Below are 17685 nucleotides of genomic sequence, written 5' to 3' on the forward strand. Positions count from 1 at the left end.
CCACCGCCCCATAGGTCGCTTTCAGCCATTCTTCGGCTGCCGGAAGAGCCGTCGCAGGCGGCCGGCGCTCACCGCGGGGGCGCGGTCCGGGAGGCGGAATCCACCCCCCGGACCGTTCCGCCACCCGCGGGGATTGAGGCAGCGGCATCCCCCGACCCGCCCGGTCCAGGCAGCGGGCCGACCCACGCACCGCACATCGAATCGCCGGGTCCCCGGACCGGCCAGAGCGCACGGGCGGGCGCACGGCCACACGGACGGAGCACGCGATGACACGTGCGCCCCGGCTCCGGGCCCGGGGCGGACTGTGCAAACGGACAACAATCCCGCCATACGGAAGTAAGGGCCTTAACGCTTGGGAGGCGGGGAACTACGCTGGGTTTACGAAATGCCGGGCGCCTATGCCCCGGCGGCGTCTGCGTTCCGCGTGTGACGAGGGGTGGCGCATGTCCAGGGAGCTCCGCGAGCCCAATGAGAAGCTCGGCGCCGTCCTCGCCCTCGCGGGCATCAGCAACGCCGGGCTGGCCCGGCGGGTCAACGACCTCGGCGCGCAGCGCGGCCTGACGCTTCGGTACGACAAGACGTCGGTGGCCCGGTGGGTGTCGAAGGGGATGGTGCCGCAGGGCGCCGCCCCGCATCTGATCGCCGCCGCCATCGGCGCGAAGCTCGGGCGGCCGGTGCCGCTGCACGAGATCGGGCTGGCGGACGCGGACCCCGCGCCCGAGGTGGGCCTCGCCTTCCCGCGCGACGTGGGCGCGGCGGTGCGCTCGGCCACCGACCTCTACCGGCTCGACCTCGCCGGCCGCCGCGGCGGTGGCGGGATCTGGCAGTCGCTCGCGGGCTCCTTCTCGGTGGCTGCGTACGCGACGCCCGCCTCGCGCTGGCTGATATCTCCCGCCGACAGCTCGGTGGCCCGCGAACCGGCGGGTGCGGGTGCGGCTGCGCACCGCGCAGCCCCTCACCCGGCCCACGACTCCACCGCCCGGGGGGCGGGCACCTCTGCGGCGGGCACCTCCGCGTCGGACGACCCCGCGGCGCAGCACTCCATGGTCCAGAGCCCCGTATCCGCGACCCCCTCGGCTCATGACGCGCCGGCGCACGAGGCGACGGCAGCAGGTCCCCGGTCCTTGCCGGACGGCCGCACGACCGGACCGGCGACGGGCCCGATGGCAGGGCCGATGGCAGGACAGGCGACAGGGCCGACAGCGGGCCCGGCGTCCGGCCCGCCGTCCACCGTTGTGCCCGCCCAGCCCGGCGCCGAAACGCCGCGCGACCACGGTCAGCGCGTGGGCCACAGCGATGTGACGAAACTGCGCGAGGCGGCCGAGGACGCACGCCGCTGGGACTCCAAGTACGGCGGCGGCGACTGGCGTTCGTCGATGGTCCCCGAGTGCCTGCGGGTGGACGCGGCGCCGCTGCTGCTCGGCTCGTACACCGACGAGGTGGGCCGCGCGCTGTTCGGCGCGACCGCCGAACTGACCCGGCTGGCCGGATGGATGGCCTTCGACACCGGTCAGCAGGAGGCCGCGCAGCGCTACTACATCCAGGCGCTGCGGCTCGCCCGCGCGGCCGCGGACGTACCGCTCGGCGGATACGTGCTGGCGTCGATGTCCCTGCAGGCGACCTACCGGGACTTCCCCGACGAGGGCGTGGACCTCGCGCAGGCGGCCGTCGAGCGCAACCGGGGCCTGGCCACCGCACGCACCATGAGCTTCTTCCGGCTGGTCGAGGCGCGGGCGCACGCGAAGGCGGGCGATTCCGTGGCCGCAGGGGCGGCCCTGCGGGCGGCGGAGGGCTGGCTGGAGCGGGCCCGTCAGGGCGATCCGGATCCGACCTGGCTGGGTTTCTACTCGTACGACCGCTTCGCTGCAGATGCCGCGGAGTGCTACCGGGACCTCAAACTGCCCCGTCAGGTACGGCGTTTCACCGAACAGGCCCTGTCCCGACCCACCGAGGAGTACGTGCGGTCGCACGGGCTGCGGCTGGTGGTGAGCGCGGTCGCCGAGCTGGAGTCGGGCAATCTGGACGCGGCGTGCGCGGCGGGCACCCGGGCGGTGGAGGTGGCGGGCCGGATCTCCTCGGCACGGACGACCGAATACGTACGGGACCTGCTGCACCGCCTGGAACCGTACGGGGACGAGCCGCGTGTTGCGGAGCTGCGGGAGCGGGCCCGGCCGCTGTTGGTGGCGCCGGCGTAGGACCCGGCTTCCGGGGGCCGCGTGGCCGCGTTGTCGGTACCGGGGTGCAGTATGCAGGGGTGGGAGGTGTCAGCGTGGGTGGCGGCGTGGACTGCGATGTGCTGGTGATCGGCGGCGGAATCGTCGGCCTGTCGACGGCGCATGCTTTGTCGCGCCTGGCTCCGGGGACCAGGGTCGTGGTCCTGGAGAAGGAGTCGGGTCCGGCCCGGCACCAGACGGGCCGCAACAGCGGGGTGATCCACAGCGGGATCTACTACCGCCCGGGTTCCCTGAAGGCGCGCTTCGCGGTGAGCGGGGCCGCGGAGATGGTCAAGTTCTGCGCGGAGCACGGGATCGCGCACGAGGTGACGGGCAAGCTGATCGTCGCCACGGAGCGGGAGGAGCTGCCGCGGCTGCACGCCCTGGTCCAGCGCGGCCGGGAGAACGGCATCCCGGTGCGCGAGCTGGGCCCGGCGCAGATCTCCGAGTACGAACCGGAGGTGCGGGGGCTCGCCGCGATCCACGTCGGCAGCACCGGCATCGTGGACTACGGCCGGGTGACGGCCCAGCTGGCGGAGTCCTCGGGCGCGGAGATCGTCTACGGCGGCGCGGTCGATCTGATCTCCCGGCGGGCCTCGGCGGTGGCCGTGCGCACCACGTCCGGCCTGGTGGTCAGGGCCCGGGTACTGGTGAACTGCGCGGGCCTCCAGTGCGACCGGATCGCCCGCCTGGCCGGGGACGACCCGGGGATGCGCATCGTCCCGTTCCGCGGCGAGTACTACGACCTGGCCCGCCCCGAACTGGTCCGCGGGCTGGTGTACCCGGTGCCCGACCCGGCGTTCCCCTTCCTCGGGGTGCACCTGACCCGGGGCATCGGCGGCGGGGTCCACGTCGGGCCCAATGCCGTGCCCGCGCTGGCCCGCGAGGGCTACGCGTGGTCGACGGTGCGGCCCCGGGACATCGCGGACGAGCTCGCCTGGCCGGGATCCTGGCGGATGGCCGCCCGGCACTGGCGGTACGGGACGGGCGAGATCCACCGCTCGCTGTCGAAGCAGGCCTTCACCCGGGCGGTACGGCGCCTGCTGCCGGCCGTCACCTCCGCGGACCTCCACCCCGCCGCGGCCGGGGTCCGCGCGCAGGCCGTACTGCGCGACGGCACCCTGGTGGACGACTTCCTGATCCGTGACGCCCCGCGCACGGTCCACGTCCTCAACGCCCCCTCGCCCGCGGCCACCGCTTCGCTCCCGATCGGCCGTGAGATCGCAACCCGCGCCCTGCGCACCCTCGGCTCGGCCTGAGCACTGCTCCGGCGGGTGCGGGAGCCGCTCGCGCGGCGGCTCCCGCACCCCCCGTCGTAGAATCAGCGCATTGTGTCTGAGTCCCTGAACCCCCAGTCGCCCCGCCTCCCGGACGCCGCGCCGGAGGCGAACTCGTACGTGCCGCCCAAGTGGCGCACCGAGCCCCGCTTCCCCGACGGGCCCGCGCCGGACCCGGCCGGCTCGCACCACGAGCGGCGGATCCGCAGCTTCCAGCCCCGTCGCAGCCGGGTCACCACCGGCCAGGGCGAGGCGCTGAAGCGCCTGTGGGGCACCTGGGGCCTGGACATCGACGGCCACGAGGTCATCGACCTCAAGGAGCTCTTCGACGGCCTGCCGGTCGTCCTGGAGATCGGCTTCGGCATGGGCGAGGCCACGGCCCAGATGGCGGCCGACGACCCCGGCACCGGGATCCTCGCCGCCGACGTGCACACCCCCGGGCAGGGCAACCTCCTCGCCCTCGCCGAGCGCGGCGGGATGACCAACATCCGGGTGGCCAACGGCGACGCCATCATCCTGCTCCGCGAGATGCTGCCGCCCGACTCCCTGGCCGGGATGCGCGTCTACTTCCCGGACCCGTGGCCCAAGGCCCGCCACCACAAGCGCCGGCTGATCCAGCCCGACTTCCTGACGCTGGCCGCCACCCGCCTGGCGCCCGGGGCCGTACTGCACTGCGCGACCGACTGGGAGCCGTACGCCGAGCAGATGCTCGAAGTGCTCACCGCACACCCGGACTTCGAGAACACCCGGCCCGACGGCGGCTTCTCGCCGCGTCCCGAGTTCCGGCCGCTCACCCGCTTCGAGGGCCAGGGCCTCGACAAGGGCCACCTCGTACACGACTTGCTCTTCCGTCGCACGGAGAACTGACAAGGTCACCGCACGTGTCAGACCGGCTCGCTAGGGTCATGGTGTGTTCCGAGCGCCCCGCCCTGTGCGCGCACGTCCGTCCGGCACGATCCGCACGTGCGTGCTCCTCGCCCTGCTCGCCGGCACCGGGATCGCCATCCTCGAACTCGTGCGGGAGCAGACCGGCACCTCCGGGTTCTTCGTCGGTCTCGGCCTGGCCCTGCTGCCGGTGGCCCCGCTCATGGCGGCCTTCCGGTGGCTGGGCCGGGCCGCGCCCGCGCCCTGGTCGCAGCTGCTGTTCTGCTTCGGCTGGGGTGCCTGCACCGCGGCGCTGATCGCGATACTGGCCAACAACTTCGCCACCGAGTGGATAGCCGCGGCCACCGCCGACGCCTCCGCCGCCGATCACCTCGGCTCGGTGGCCATCGCCCCGGTGGTGGAGGAGAGCGCCAAGGCGGCGGCCCTGCTGCTGGTGTTCTTCTTCCGAAGACGACACTTCACCGGCCCGGCCGACGGGTTCGTGGTGGCCGGCTTCACCGCCACCGGTTTCGCCTTCACCGAGAACATCCTCTACCTCGGCAACGCCTTCGTGGAGGACCTGGCCGAGGACAGCGGCGCACTGGAATCGATGACGGCGGCGACCTTCTTCGTGCGGATAGTGCTGTCGCCGTTCGCGCACCCGCTGTTCACGGTGCTCACCGGGCTCGGCTTCGGCGTGGCCGCGGTCAGCGCCCCCCGCTCGCGCAGGATCTTCCTGCCACTGCTCGGCCTGGCGCTGGCCATGGGCATGCACGCGCTGTGGAACGGCTCCTCGCAGTTCGGGGAGCACGGCTTCTACATGGTCTACGCGTGCGTGATGGTCCCGGCGTTCGGGCTGCTGGTGTGGCTGGCCGTGCGGATACGGCGCGACCGGCTGCGGGCCGTCGCCCGGGAACTCTCGTTGTACGCGGCCGCGGGCTGGCTCGGTCCGGCCGAGGTGCCGGCCCTGGCCTCCATGCCGGCCCGGTCACTGGCCCGCGCCCTGGCCCGGCACAGCGGTGGCCGGGCCGCCGGGCGCACGGTCGCCCGGTACGAGGCGGACGCGGCCGCCCTGGCCCTGTTGCGGAACCGGGCGCGGCGCGGCGGCCCCCTGCGGGAGCGGGACTTCGCGGGCCGGGAGCGGGAGTTGCTGCACCGGCTGTGGCAGGGTCGCGCGACGGCGGGTCCCGCGCTGGCCCGGGCGGCGGTCATGGAGGAGCTGGTTCCGCCGTGGTTCGATCCCCTCGCCCCGGCTGTCGTGCGGGCGGACGTACCCCCGCAGCGACGGACGGCGGCAGCCGCGGACCCGGGCCTCAGACGTTCAGGCCCTTGGAGTTCAGCCACGCCAGCGGGTCCATCGTCGATCCGCCCTTGCGTACTTCCAGGTGGAGATGAGGTCCGGTGACGTTGCCGGTGGCGCCGACACGGCCGATGGTCTCGCCCGCGCCCACCGAGCCGGAGGTCACCGACATCGAGGAGAGGTGGCAGTACCAGATCTCCGTGCCGTCCGGCAGCTCCAGCACGATCCGGTAGCCGTACGCGCCGGACCAGCCGGCCGAGGTGATCTTTCCGCCGGAGACGGCCTTGACCGGGGTCCCGGTCGGGGCCGCGAAGTCCAGGCCGGTGTGGTGGCCGGAGGACCACATGGAGCCGGAGTCCCCGTAGTGCGAGGTGAGGGTGTACGCGGAGGTGGGCAGGGAGTAACTGCCGGCCGGTGCGGCCGGGCGCGCCTGCTCGGCCTTCTCCGCGGCTGCCTTCTCCGCCGCAGCCTTCTCGGCGGCTTCCTCCGCGGCTTTCGCCTCGGCCTGGGTCTTCGCTTCCTCGGCCGCCTTGCGGGCGGCTTCCAGCTTGTCCTTGGCCTCCTGGGCGGCGGCCTGCTGCGCCGCCTGCTCGGCCTCCGCCCGGGCCTTGGCCGCGGCGGCGTCCTGCTGGGACTCGGCCTGCTGGAGGATGCGGTTGCGCAGCGCCTCACCGGCGTCCGCGCCGTGGACGGACTGCTGCGCCATGATCCCCGTGCGCTCGCCCGCCGCCCGGGACGCAGCTCCCGAACCTCCGTCGTCCTGCTGCGCCTTGTCCCCGATCACCAGGTCGGACAGGGCCGGCAGGGATATCGCGACCTGGGGCCGGTCCTGCGCGGTGGCGATGCCGCCGGCGCCGACCGCCGCGATGACGCCGACACCGAGCACGGTGGAGCTGCGGGCAAGTCCCCCGCGCTGCTTGGCGACCCGGTGCTTGCCCCGGACCGGTCGCACCGAATCCTCGGTGGGGTTCCACTCGCCCCAGGCACCCGCGGTGGGCGGCTCCTGGATCTCGATGCCATCAGGGGCAGGCAAGTTGGAGGCCACCAGGGCACACTCCTCATGGACGCGCGTGGGCGCGCGCGCACGGTGCCGTCTCTTGCGACGGCTGGGACGACCGCGCTGCGTTATCGAAAGGTAATAGACGGAGGGGAGTGATTCCAAGCTTATCCGCTTGATCGTTCCCGGCAATCAGCCACTCACTGACCGGCTTTGGCCACACCTTTTGCCTGCAAATCGGCTCCAACTGGTACAAAAATCAACCGATTCCCCCACCTCTTCAGCCACAGCGCCAACATGACGATTCGTCAATTTGCTTGCGGAGAGCATTCTTTCCATCACGCATCGTTACGTGACATCGCCCCGGGGCACCACCGGCACGGTCCGGCGCCGTTCCGGCTGCCGCTCCCCCGGACGCTCCACCGCGAGCAGCGCCATGTCGTCCGTCGCCCCGCCACCCGTATGCCGGCGCACATCATTGCTGAGTGCGCTCAGCAACGCCTGCGGCCCGGGGAAGATCCGCCCGCGCAGCCGGGCCGCCGGATCGTAGAAGTCCCCCGCCCCGTCCCGGGCCTCGGTCAGCCCGTCCGTGTAGAGCAGCAGGGTGGTCCCCGCCGGGAAGGGCCACTCCTGCACCAGGTCGGGCCAGCCCCCCAGATCCCCCATGCCGAGCGGCAGGGCGGGCTCCGCCGGGGCGAGGACCGCCACCTCACCACCCCCGTGCAGCAGCAGCGGCTCGGGGTGGCCCCGGTTGAGCAGCCGCAGCACGCTCGCGCCCGGCGGGATCTCCCCGAGCACGCACGTCGTGAACCCCTCCACCACGTCCAGGCTGTCGCGCCGGGTGCCCTCGCGGGCCAGCGCCCGCTCCAGCCGCTGCGCCAGCGCCTCCAGCGTGGGCTCCGTGTCCGCCGCCTCCCGGAAGGCCCCCAGGACCACCGCGACCGCCTCCACCGCCCCCAGCCCCTTGCCCCGTACGTCGCCCACCGCCAGCCGCACCCCGTACGGGGTGTCCTGGACGGCGTACAGGTCGCCTCCGATGAAGGCGTCCGCCTGCGCGGCCTCGTACCGGACGGAGACGTGCAGCCCCCCGATGCGCTCGGCGGGCTTCGGCAGCACCGCCCGCTGCGCAGCCTCGGCGATCCCGCGCGCCGAGGCGAGCTGCTCGCCGCTGCGCCGCACCACGCGGTTGATCAGGAGCGCCAGCCCGGAGACCGTCAGCACGGTGGCCAGTTCGGTCATCGCCTCGACCTTCCAGCCGACGCCGCTGGTGATCTGCAGCACGAACACCGCGAGCACGGCCAGGGCGCCGGTCAGGGCTGTCGCCCGGAGCGTGAAGAGCGGGGCGGCGATCAGCGGGGCCGCGCTGAAGAACGGGGATCCGGTGAAGCTGGGCGGGGTCAGCAGGTTGAAGACGACCCCGAAGGCGATCAGCGCGCCCGGCAGCACGCGGGCCACCCGGACCATCGGCCGGGCCACACCGCTGCCGGCGCCACCCGCGCCGTCCGCGCGCCCACCGCCGTCGCCCTGCCGGCCCAGCCCCACCACGCTCTCTCCTGCCGCCCGGTCCGTCGCACGGGTGCGGGCCTGCTGCCGCCTCGCCCCTCAACGCTGGCGCCAGGAGCCCGCACACGGCGACCCGACGGCGGCCGGACGGGTGAGGGAACGCGAGAACGAACACGAGAGGGGACGTATGAGGAGGGCCCCGGGAGAACACGACGAAGGCCCGGTTCCTGGTGAGGAACCGGGCCTTCGTACTGAGTAGCGGGGACAGGATTTGAACCTGCGACCTCTGGGTTATGAGCCCAGCGAGCTACCGAGCTGCTCCACCCCGCGTCGGTAAACACAACTCTACGCCATCAGGGGGGAGCCCTTCGCCAATTAACCGCCGCCTCGCCCGCAGATACGTATCACCGCAGGTCAAAGCCCTGAAACCCAGTCCGGAACCGGCCGCGGACCACCCCCCGCGAACGAAGATCATCTCTGTTGCACGGCGGTGACACCGCGGGGATGGTTCCGGTATCCGATCCGGGCGATGATTCACCTGTCGCAAGGGCCAGGGGGAACGCGCACCGGCCGGCGACCACGACCACATCTTCTCGGCTCGGCGCTCTGCCGATGCCTCTGTGATTCCTGGGGGGAGTCCACCATGTCCGTTCGCACCGCAGCCGCCATCGCAGTCGTCGCCGGCGTTGTCACCACTCTGCTGCCGCTCTCGACCACCGCAGCGTCCGCCGCGCCTGCCGCGCCCGCCGCGCCCGCCGCCGACGAACAGGCCGTGCTGCGTACGGAGATGGGCACCCCGGTCCCCAGCGGTTCGCTGACCCGCGGCGGCGCCACCGAGACCTTCGACCTCACGGTCAAGAACCCGACCGGCAAGACGGTCGAGTACAAGCCGTGGATGCTCGTCGACCAGACCGGCCCGAGCCGTCTCCAGAAGGACGACGTGGTCTTCAAGGTCGACGCGGTGGACGCCCCGGCGACCAAGTCCTCGGTCGGCCAGCAGGACGGCGGATGGCAGGGCCTCTTCTACCCGGCGACGGCCGGCGGCAAGGAGAGCGGCGCGGGCTTCGACATCCCCGCGAACGGCAAGATGACCTGGAAGGTCACCATCGGCCTCGGCGCCCACTACCCCACCAACGACGGCGACTTCACCTTCACCGCCACCAGCTACAACAACTCGGTGGCGCCCGGCGGCGCGGACTCCCACCTGTTCAAGGTCGCCCCGCAGATCAAGGCGGGCGCGCTGAAGACCTGGTTCAAGCAGGTCAGCTCCGGCAAGGACGGCCAGGAGCAGCGCGCGTACCTCGACCTGAACTACCAGGCCACCGGCGAGGGCACCTTCGACACCGCCCTCGCGACCACCCTGAGCCTGTCGCACCCGGGGGAGCAGAAGGCCGACTTCCGGCTGCAGGCGCTGATCGACGGCCGCTGGCAGGACCTGCAGGGCGAGTACGGCCGCTACGAGCTGCCGCGCGTCCCCACGGGCTTCGGCGCCGCCGCCGGCGTCCGCACCCTGCCGCTGCGGCTCTCCCTGGGCAAGAACACCGAGCTGACGAAGAAGACCGTCATCACGATGGACGCCGAGGTCCGCCACGCCGAGGGCAACACCTACCCGTTCCAGAACAGCTCCGTGCAGTTCCCGCTCTCCCCGATCGTGGAGACCGCCCCGCCCTCCGGCACCCCGTCCGGCACCCCCTCCGCGACCCCGTCCACCACGGCCTCCGCCACCCCCGCCGTGCAGCAGGCCGTCGCCAACTCCACGGGCAACGCCAACCTGACCACCACCGCCGCGTCCACCGGCTCCCTCGCCCGGACCGGCGCCGGCTCGGGCACCGGCCTGTACGCCGGCCTCGCGGCCGCCCTGGTCGCGCTCGGCGCGGCCGCCGCCTGGCTCGGCCGCCGTCGCCGCACCGCCGCCTGATCGGTCCCCGATCCCCGTGGCCCGTCCGTAGCCCGCAGCCAGAGGCGCCCCACCCGGTTCTCCCGGGTGGGGCGTTTCTGCGCGGGGCGCCGTCAGACGGCGGTGCGGCGACGGCGGGCCAGGACTCGGGTGGTGCTCCCGTCGTCCTCCCGCACGTCCCGGACGTGGGTGAAGCCGATGCGTTCCAGCAGGACCAGCGAGGCCGTGTTGGGCTCGGCCACGGTGGCGTGCACCTCGGCCAGGCCGAGGGAGTCGAAGCCGTACGCGACGATCGCCTCGGCGAGCTCGGTGCCCAGGCCCGATCCCCAGGCCTCGGGAGCCAGCGCGTAGACGATCTCGTGCCCGCCGACCGCTTCGGTGCGCTTGATCTCGGCGTGCCCGACCAGCCGGCCGTCCCGGCGCACCGCCCAGACGTCGAAGAGGTTCTCGGCGTAGACCTTCGTGAAGACCCGCCCGAAGAGCGCCCGGTCCTCGGCCTCGGTGACGGGGCCGTCCCCCATCCACCGGGACACCCGTACGTCCTGGAAGAGAGCGACGAACCCCTCCTCGTCCCCCGGGGTGTACGGGTCGAGGAGCAGTCGTTCGGTCCGCAGGACAGGCGTCATGCTCACCGACGCTACCGGCCCGGTCCGAGGGCCTCACCGCATTTTCCGGCCCGCCCGCACCCGGGCTGACGGACCGTCCGCCCCACGCGAAGCGCCCCACCCGAAGGAATCGGATGGGGCGCTTCGCACAGGTCGGAGGAGGTCTTCCCCGTCCCTGTGAGCGGTAGGCCATGTCGGACTCGAACCGACAACCAACGGATTAAAAGTCCGCTGCTCTGCCAATTGAGCTAATGGCCCTCCAGGTGCTCACCCCAGAGCATAGCCGGACCGCGCCGGTCAGCCGATCGGGTATCCGCCGACCGGCCTGTCGCCGCCGCCGCGGTGGTGCTCCGGAGGGCCTCGGTCCGGTCCCCGGAGGGGGGTTACGCACCATCAGCTTCCGGGAGCGAAGAAAGGGCCCGTACGGCACCTGGGTGTCGTACGGGCCCTTTCTCAGGGGTTCAGCTCAGCTGCGATCAGCCGTTGCGCTTCCAGCGCGGCTTGTCGTCGCGGCGGCCACCGAAGCCACCGGTGGAACCGGAGCCGGAGCCGGAGCCGGACGGACGGTGGTCGTCGCGGCGGCCGTACGGGCGGTCGCCGCCGCCGGAGCGGAAGCCACCGGACGGACGGTCGTCACGACGGAAGCCACCACCGGACGGACGGTCACCACCGGAGCGGAAACCACCCGACGGACGGTCGTCGCGGTTGAAGGTGCCCGAGGAGCGGTCGTCGCGGTTGAAGGTGCCGGAGGGACGGTCGTCGCGGCGGAAGCCACCACGGTCGCCACCACGGTCATCGCGGTTGAAGCCACCGGACGGACGGTCGTCACGACGGAAGCCACCACCGGACGGACGGTCACCACCGGAGCGGAAACCACCCGACGGACGGTCGTCGCGGCGGAAGCCACCACGGTCGCCACCACGGTCATCGCGGTTGAAGCCACCCGACGGACGGCCACCACGGTCGCCACCGCGGTCGTCGCGGCGGAAGCCACCACGGTCACCGCCGCGGTCGCCACCACGGTTGTCGCGACGCTCGAAGTTGCCACGGTCGTCACGCTGGGCGCGCTGCTCCTCGCGGCGCTCCTGCGCGGCCAGCTCGGCGGCAGCGGCGGCGGCAGCAGCCGCCACCTCGGCCTCGGCGGCCTCGGCCACCTCGGCGACAGCGGCCTCCGGGTCCTCGCCGCGCTCGCGGGCGGAGCGGGCGACGAGGCGGTCGGCCTCCTCGCGCAGCTCGCCGGCACGGCGGGTCAGACGCTCCAGCTGCTTGGTCAGCTCGGCGACCTCGCGCTCGGCCTGCTTGGCGGCGTTGTTCGCGGAGTCGGCCTGGACCTCGGTCAGCGAACGGGCACCGGTGATCTCGGCGACCTCCGGCTCGAAGGCGCCGGCGCCCTGGACGATGTGGCGCGAGGCGTCGACGCCCGCGTCCTCCATCAGGCGGAAGATCTGGCGACGCTGGTGCGGCAGCGCGAGCGAGACCACGACACCGGACTTGCCGGCACGGGCGGTACGGCCCGAGCGGTGCAGGTAGTCCTTGTGGTCACCGGCCGGGTCCACGTTCAGGACCAAGTCGATGCCATCGACGTGGATACCGCGGGCGGCGACGTCGGTGGCGACGAGCGCGTTGACGTAGCCGTCCTTGAAGTCGGCGAGGACGCGGGTACGGGCGCCCTGCGTCATGCCGCCGTGCAGCGCGTCGGCCTTCACGCCGGCCTCGACGAGCTGCTCGGCGATGCGGTCGGCGCCCAGCTGGGTGCGGACGAAGATGATGGTGCGGCCCTTGCGGGCGGCGATGGCGGCCGTGACCGGCGCCTTGTCCTTCGGCTTCACGACGAGGACGTGGTGCGTCATGGTCGTGACGTTGCCCTGCGCGCTGTCGACCTCGTGCGTGACGGGGTTGGACAGGTAGCGCTTGACCAGGGTGCCGATCTCGTTCTCCATGGTGGCGGAGAAGAGCATGCGCTGGCCGCCGCCGGGGATCTGGTCGAGCAGCTCGGTGACCTCGGGCAGGAAGCCCAGGTCGGCCATCTGGTCGGCCTCGTCGAGCACCGCGACCTGGACATTCTCCAGGGAGCAGGCACCGCGGTTGATGATGTCGCGCAGACGGCCGGGGGTGGCGACGAGGACGTCGACACCGCGCTCCAGAGCGTAGATCTGGTTGCTCATGGAGGTACCGCCGCAGACGACCTTCATCTTCAGGCCGAGCACGTCGCCGTAGGGCTGGAGCGCGTCCGCGACCTGCATCGCGAGCTCACGGGTCGGCGTGAGGATGATGGCGCGGGGCTTCTTCTTATCGGTGTGACCGCCGGCCAGGGTGGCCAGGGTCGGCAGACCGAAGGAGAGGGTCTTGCCGGAGCCGGTGCGGCCACGGCCGAGGATGTCCTTGCCGGCCAGGGCGTCCGGGATGGTCGCGGCCTGGATCGGGAAGGGGCTGGTGACGCCGTTCTGCGCGAGCTTGCGCACGACGCCCTCGGGGAGACCGAGGTCGCCGAAGGTGATCGAGGGCTCGGCGTCAGCGTCAGCGTCGGCGTCGTCGAAGTCGGTGGTCGAGTCCTCGAGGGACTCGTCGGTGTTCACGTCGGCCTCAAGAGCCTCGATGATCTCGTTGGCCTCAGCGGCCTCGATCGCCTCGGTGACCACGAGGGCCTCGGCGTCGATCATCTCGTTGGAGTCGTTCTCGGGCATGACGGAACGGTCAGAGCTGGAAATGGACATGCGAAATGCGAAACCTTCCGGAGTCTCGGCACGCGCCCAAACTCCGTGAATCGCAAATCGACCGCCTCAATGCGGTCAGCCACGGCTAGGGAGAGTACGCGCCACACGGCGCTCTTCGGATTCGGCGCCGGGCAATGGGATCAAACGATCTATAACCATACGCACCCTCCCCGGGGTCTGGCAAGTCGCTCCCACGAGAATGCCTCTGACCTGCAAGAACGCCTCCAAGGGCCGGTGGCGGGGCGGGCCCCACCGGGCACTCGGCGGGGCCCGTCGGCCTAGAGTTCCGGCGCCGGAGCGGTGGTGGGTTCGGGCTGCGGGCTCGGTAGAACGGGAGTGGGTTCCGTCACAGGGGGAGTGCTGGCCGGCGGCTCCGGGGTCGGGCTCGCCGGCTGCTGCCCGCCGACCGAACCGCCCGGGCCGCCGGGGCCGCCCGAACCGCCGCCCGATGTCGGCTGCTGGGGGCCCTGCCCGCCGGCCCCGCCGCCGGGCCCCGCCGAGGGGGCGGGCACCCCCGGCTGGCCGCTCGGCGCGCCCGCGCTCGGCGAGGCCCCGGTCGCGCCGGAGGCCTTGCCGTCCTCCTTGGCCCTGCCGCCCTGGCTCCCCGTACCGTCCTTGGCGCCGTGCCCGTTGCCGTGGACCCCGGAGCCGCGCCCCGAGACGGTCCCGGCGCCCGCCTCGGTACCGCTGCGGCGGTCCCCCGGGGCGGAGGGCCCGGGCTTCGCCGCGTCCTCACCGACGCTCATGCAGCCGGCCGTCGCCGCGACCGCGAGCGCGGTGACGGCCAGTCGGAGGGAAGCGGACAACTGGCGCACGGGGGCACCTCCGGAGCCTGAGGGTGAACATTCCGCATGAGCGGGTCAATGTGCCCAACTCCCTTTGACCCGTAAGGGACACGCCCTCCACGGAACACCTCCGCCGAACCCCGTCCCGAACCGGCGGCCGAACCTCAGGCGAAGAGCTGCCGCGCCACCTGTGAGCCGAGGTGTACCGCGCCCAGCCCGACCAGCACCGACATCACCACGTTCGCCGCGGCCAGGAACCGGTGCCCCCGCTCGGCCAGCCGCAGGGTCTCGTACGAGAACGTCGAGTACGTGCTCAGCGCCCCGCACAGCCCGGTCCCCAGCAGCAGCTGGAGCCGCGAGCCGGCGGCCCCGCCCAGCACCGCCCCGGCCAGCACCCCGAGCACCAGGCAGGCGCTCGCGTTGACCACGAAGGTGCCCCAGGGGAAGGCGGAATCGTGCCGCGCCTGCACCGCACGGTCCATCAGGTAGCGCAGCGGCGCGCCGACGGCCGCACCCGCCACCACGAGCAGCCAGTTCACCGCGGGACCCGGCCCCGGCCGGCCCCGCGGCCCCGGACCGCGAGCCGCGTCCCCGAGGCGGCCGCCCACACCGCGCCCAGCGCCGCCACCACCGTGAGCCCTGCGTAGGCCAGCGCGGTCGCCGCCTCCCCCTCGTCCAGCAGCCGGGAGAAGTCCACCGCGTAGGTGGAGAAGGTGGTGAAGCCGCCGAGCACGCCGACCCCGGCGAAGGGCCGCAGCAGCGGATGCGGGGACGTCCGGCCGCCCTCGCTGATCAGCACCATCAGTACGCCGATCAGCGCAGAGCCGGAGGCGTTGATCCACAGGGTCGCCCACGGGAAGGCCCCGGGCCCTGCCGGCCACAGCAGGGAGATCCCGTAGCGCGCCGCGCCGCCGACCGCGCCGCCGGCCGCCACCGCCGCGAGCACCCGGCCCCGGGGCTCGGCACGTTGCGCGGGTACGTGCAGGTCGACGTCCGGATCGATGGCCTCCGCCGCGTCGGCCGCGTCGGCCGCGTCGGCCGCTTCGGCCTCATCCGCAGCATCCGCCGCATCCGCCGACTCGTCACCGGGGAGCGGCAGGGGGGTCACCCGTACCCCAGCGCGTGCAGCCGGTCGTCGTCGATCCCGAAGTGGTGGGCGATCTCGTGCACGACGGTGACCTCCGTCTCCGCGACCACGCTCTCCCGGTCCTCGCACATCCGCAACGTGGGATTGCGGTAGATGGTGATCCGGTCCGGCAGCACCCCGGCGTACCACTCGCCGCGGTCCGTCAGCGGCGTTCCCTCGTACAGACCGAGCAGCTCGGGGTCGTCGGCGGGCGGTTCGTCCTCGACGAACACCGCCACGTTGTCCATCAGCCGCGTCAGCTCCGGCGGGATCCGGTCCAGGGCCTCTGCGACGAGCTCCTCGAACTCCTCGCGCGTCATCTCCAGCACCCGGCCATTGTCGCTCCGGGGGAAACCGTTTTGGCGATAGCTCCCCGGATCCCATATGCTTCTCACGTCCCCGACGCGCTGAAGAAGTGCCCGGCGGGCCTTTAGCCCTCATCGTCTAGTGGCCCAGGACGCCGCCCTTTCAAGGCGGTAGCACGGGTTCGAATCCCGTTGGGGGTACGCATTACCGTGTGCAAGACTTGTTCTCGCACACTGCAAGGTCCTGTGGAGCAGTTGGTTAGCTCGCCACCCTGTCAAGGTGGAGGTCGCGGGTTCAAGTCCCGTCAGGATCGCTGAAGCCGGAAACGGTTTCGTGGCTGGGTAGCTCAGTTGGTACGAGCGATCGCCTGAAAAGCGATAGGTCGCCGGTTCGACCCCGGCCCCAGCCACCATCGGAAGGCCCCGTCCATCGGACGGGGCCTTCCTGCGTCACTCGGCCTCGGCCTCGGCCGCGGGGCGGGAGCGGCGGCGCCACTGCACGACGCCGACGGCCGCCGCCCCGGCAACGACCAGCCCGAGCAGCGCCCCGTCCGGCACCGCGTCCGCCAGTCGGCCGACCCACTGCTCCACCGCGAACGAGTCGTCCACGTCCAGCAGTCCCGGCAGCGCGCTCGCCCCGTCGTACGCGAGGAACAGCGCGCCCAGGGTGATGAAGAACAGCCCGGACAGCAGCGAGGTGGTGTGCAGTTCGAAGCGGCCCACCACGAGGGCCCGCCCCCGCAGCCAGCGGCGCCGGCCCAGATCGAACCGCTCCCACAGCAGGGCCAGCAGGAACAGCGGCACGGCCATGCCCAGGGCGTAGACCGCGAGCAGCAGGCCGCCGTAGACGGGGCTCCCGCTGACCGCTGCGACCGTCAGGACGCTGCCGAGGATCGGGCCGGCGCAGAAACCGGCCAGCCCGTAGACCGCACCGAGCGCGTACACCGACAGGGCGGTGGTGGGCCGGATCCGGCCCGACAGCTCCGAGATCCGCTTCGGGGCGAAGCCGAGGCCCAGGATCTGTGCGAGGCCGAGCGCGATGATCAGCCAGCCGCCGGCCAGGACGAGCTGGTCGCGGTTGCTGTGGAAGAACCGCCCGGCGTACGAGCCGGCCGCCCCGAGCGGTACGAGGGTGCTCGCGAGGCCCGCGTAGAAGATCCCGGTGCGCGCCAGCAGCCGTGAGGTGGAGTCGATGGAGTAGGCGAAGAAGGCCGGCAGCAGCAGCGCGCTGCACGGGCTGAGCAGGGCGAGGAGGCCGCCCAGCAGGGCGGCCAGGTATCCGATGTGGGTCACTGCTTCGCCGCCTCCGCCTTCGCCCGGGCGATGGCGGCCGTGAAGGTGTCGAGCGGCTGGGCGCCGGCGATGGGCCTGCCGTTGAGCAGGAAGGACGGGGTGGAGGTGACACCGATGCGGTAGCCCTCCTCCTGGTCCTTCTTCAGGGCCGCCGCGGCCTGCTCGCCGGCCAGGTCGGCCTTGAAGCGCTCCAGGTCGGGGACCCCGGCCTCGCGCGCCAGCTCCACGAGGCGCGGCTCGGCGAAGCCCTTCTCCTTCGAGCCGTCGGCGTAGGCCGCGGCGTGGAAGGCCTCGAAGCGGTCCTGCTGTCCGGCCGCCCAGGCGGCCCTGGCGGCCGCCTCGGAGTCGGCTCCGAAGATCGGGAAGTTGCGCCACTCGATGCGCAGGGTGCCGTCCGCGACGTACTTCTTCACCAGTTCGGGCTCGGTGTCCCGGGCGAACTTGCCGCAGTAGCCGCATTTGAAGTCGGAGTACTCGATGAGCACCACGGGCGCGTCGGCGCGGCCGACGGCGAGCTTGTCGCCGGACTCACGGCGGGCCAGCGCCTTGAGCTCGGCGACGGGGTCGGTCCGCGGCGCGGCCGCGGCGGTGGAGCCGGCCGAGCCGGGTTCGGCGGGGGCGGTGGCCTGCCAGGAGACGATGCCGAGGGTGATCGCGGCGAGGGCGACCCCGGCGGAGATCAGCAGGGGCTTCGTGGAGGTCTTGGAAGGGGGCATGCGGGTGCTCCAGTGCTGCGGGTGGTGGGGCGGGGACCGGTGGGGACCGGTCGCCTGGGCGTCTCTTTCGGATCTTGTCGGCCGAGCCCG

15 protein-coding genes and 5 tRNA genes are annotated in these 17685 nt (G+C 72.7%); 8 read left to right on the forward strand and 12 right to left on the reverse strand.

The window, feature by feature from the left end; translation table 11 throughout:
* Positions 1-443 precede the first annotated feature (443 nt).
* The 4 genes from IE257_RS26190 (at position 444) to IE257_RS26205 (ending at position 5759) form a co-directional block, all read left to right on the forward strand.
* Positions 444-2195: an NsdA family TPR-like regulatory protein gene (locus tag IE257_RS26190; RefSeq protein ID WP_189972390.1), complete on the forward strand. Its 1752-nt coding sequence runs from the start codon at positions 444-446 to the stop codon at positions 2193-2195.
* Positions 2196-2239: 44 nt separating this feature from the next.
* A complete protein-coding gene (gene lhgD / locus IE257_RS26195) occupies positions 2240-3472 on the forward strand; it encodes an L-2-hydroxyglutarate dehydrogenase (RefSeq protein WP_189972391.1) in 1233 nt (410 codons plus the stop codon).
* A 138-nt stretch (positions 3473-3610) separates the two neighbouring features.
* Positions 3611-4357 carry a tRNA (guanosine(46)-N7)-methyltransferase TrmB gene (gene trmB, locus IE257_RS26200; protein WP_229920685.1) on the forward strand — a complete coding sequence of 249 codons (747 nt, stop codon included), beginning with the start codon at positions 3611-3613 and terminating at the stop codon, positions 4355-4357.
* 43 nt (positions 4358-4400) lie between these two features.
* Entirely contained in the window at positions 4401-5759 is a 1359-nt protein-coding gene (locus tag IE257_RS26205; protein ID WP_189972393.1) for a PrsW family intramembrane metalloprotease, read from the forward strand.
* Here IE257_RS26205 and IE257_RS26210 read toward each other — a convergent pair.
* From IE257_RS26210 to IE257_RS26220, 3 genes are all read right to left on the reverse strand, one after another.
* Entirely contained in the window at positions 5668-6699 is a 1032-nt protein-coding gene (locus IE257_RS26210) for a M23 family metallopeptidase (RefSeq protein ID WP_189972394.1), read from the reverse strand. The genes IE257_RS26205 and IE257_RS26210 overlap by 92 nt on opposite strands.
* Before the next feature lie 300 nt (positions 6700-6999).
* The gene (locus IE257_RS26215; protein ID WP_189972554.1) at positions 7000-8115 is read right to left on the reverse strand and encodes a PP2C family protein-serine/threonine phosphatase; all 1116 of its coding nucleotides are present in this window, start codon (positions 8113-8115) and stop codon (positions 7000-7002) included.
* A gap of 295 nt (positions 8116-8410) precedes the next feature.
* Positions 8411-8484, reverse strand: a tRNA-Met gene (locus IE257_RS26220).
* A gap of 313 nt (positions 8485-8797) precedes the next feature.
* Here IE257_RS26220 and IE257_RS26225 point away from each other — a divergent pair.
* Positions 8798-10072 carry a hypothetical protein gene (locus IE257_RS26225; RefSeq protein WP_189972395.1) on the forward strand — a complete coding sequence of 425 codons (1275 nt, stop codon included), beginning with the start codon at positions 8798-8800 and terminating at the stop codon, positions 10070-10072.
* Between the two features lie 92 nt (positions 10073-10164).
* On the opposite strand, the gene IE257_RS26230 is transcribed toward IE257_RS26225, so the two are convergent.
* The 7 genes from IE257_RS26230 to IE257_RS26260 all read right to left on the reverse strand — a co-directional run bounded on the left by IE257_RS26230 (position 10165) and on the right by IE257_RS26260 (position 15610).
* Entirely contained in the window at positions 10165-10677 is a 513-nt protein-coding gene (locus tag IE257_RS26230) for a GNAT family N-acetyltransferase (RefSeq protein WP_189972396.1), read from the reverse strand.
* A gap of 164 nt (positions 10678-10841) precedes the next feature.
* Positions 10842-10914: transfer RNA gene (locus IE257_RS26235), tRNA-Lys, on the reverse strand.
* A gap of 218 nt (positions 10915-11132) precedes the next feature.
* Positions 11133-13340, reverse strand: a complete 2208-nt coding sequence (locus tag IE257_RS26240; protein WP_189972397.1) for a DEAD/DEAH box helicase — start codon at positions 13338-13340, stop codon at positions 11133-11135.
* A 308-nt stretch (positions 13341-13648) separates the two neighbouring features.
* Positions 13649-14185: a hypothetical protein gene (locus IE257_RS26245; protein WP_189972398.1), complete on the reverse strand. Its 537-nt coding sequence runs from the start codon at positions 14183-14185 to the stop codon at positions 13649-13651.
* A gap of 134 nt (positions 14186-14319) precedes the next feature.
* Positions 14320-14694, reverse strand: a complete 375-nt coding sequence (gene crcB, locus IE257_RS26250; protein WP_189972399.1) for a fluoride efflux transporter CrcB — start codon at positions 14692-14694, stop codon at positions 14320-14322.
* On the reverse strand, positions 14691-15158 hold the full coding sequence (locus IE257_RS26255) for a FluC/FEX family fluoride channel (RefSeq protein WP_189972555.1): 468 nt from the start codon (positions 15156-15158) through the stop codon (positions 14691-14693). The genes crcB and IE257_RS26255 overlap by 4 nt, the downstream gene beginning before the upstream one ends.
* 101 nt (positions 15159-15259) lie before the next feature.
* On the reverse strand, positions 15260-15610 hold the full coding sequence (locus IE257_RS26260; protein WP_030726307.1) for a metallopeptidase family protein: 351 nt from the start codon (positions 15608-15610) through the stop codon (positions 15260-15262).
* A 104-nt stretch (positions 15611-15714) separates the two neighbouring features.
* Between IE257_RS26260 and IE257_RS26265 the strand changes: the two genes are divergently transcribed.
* From IE257_RS26265 to IE257_RS26275, 3 genes are all read left to right on the forward strand, one after another.
* Positions 15715-15787: transfer RNA gene (locus IE257_RS26265), tRNA-Glu, on the forward strand.
* Between the two features lie 39 nt (positions 15788-15826).
* Positions 15827-15900 (forward strand) — tRNA-Asp (locus IE257_RS26270).
* 22 nt (positions 15901-15922) lie between these two features.
* Positions 15923-15999 (forward strand) — tRNA-Phe (locus IE257_RS26275).
* Between the two features lie 37 nt (positions 16000-16036).
* On the opposite strand, the gene IE257_RS26280 is transcribed toward IE257_RS26275, so the two are convergent.
* Both IE257_RS26280 and IE257_RS26285 read right to left on the reverse strand, forming a co-directional pair.
* Positions 16037-16879, reverse strand: a complete 843-nt coding sequence (locus IE257_RS26280) for a cytochrome c biogenesis CcdA family protein (protein ID WP_189972400.1) — start codon at positions 16877-16879, stop codon at positions 16037-16039.
* Entirely contained in the window at positions 16876-17595 is a 720-nt protein-coding gene (locus tag IE257_RS26285; RefSeq protein WP_189972401.1) for a DsbA family protein, read from the reverse strand. The genes IE257_RS26280 and IE257_RS26285 overlap by 4 nt, the downstream gene beginning before the upstream one ends.
* Positions 17596-17685: the final 90 nt, after the last annotated feature.

Origin of the sequence: Streptomyces avidinii, assembly GCF_014650695.1 — a bacterium.
Lineage (GTDB): Bacteria > Actinomycetota > Actinomycetes > Streptomycetales > Streptomycetaceae > Streptomyces > Streptomyces avidinii.

Bases quoted from the DNA above. Each gene is read 5' to 3' on its own strand.
- IE257_RS26190 (WP_189972390.1), top strand. From the start codon at position 444: ATGTCCAGGGAGCTCCGCGAGCCCAATGAGAAGCTCGGCGCCGTCCTC.
- IE257_RS26215 (WP_189972554.1), bottom strand. From the start codon at position 8,115: ATGGTCCGGGTGGCCCGCGTGCTGCCGGGCGCGCTGATCGCCTTCGGG.
- IE257_RS26225 (WP_189972395.1), top strand. From the start codon at position 8,798: ATGTCCGTTCGCACCGCAGCCGCCATCGCAGTCGTCGCCGGCGTTGTC.
- IE257_RS26230 (WP_189972396.1), bottom strand. From the start codon at position 10,677: ATGACGCCTGTCCTGCGGACCGAACGACTGCTCCTCGACCCGTACACC.
- IE257_RS26240 (WP_189972397.1), bottom strand. From the start codon at position 13,340: ATGCCCGAGAACGACTCCAACGAGATGATCGACGCCGAGGCCCTCGTG.
- IE257_RS26285 (WP_189972401.1), bottom strand. From the start codon at position 17,595: ATGCCCCCTTCCAAGACCTCCACGAAGCCCCTGCTGATCTCCGCCGGG.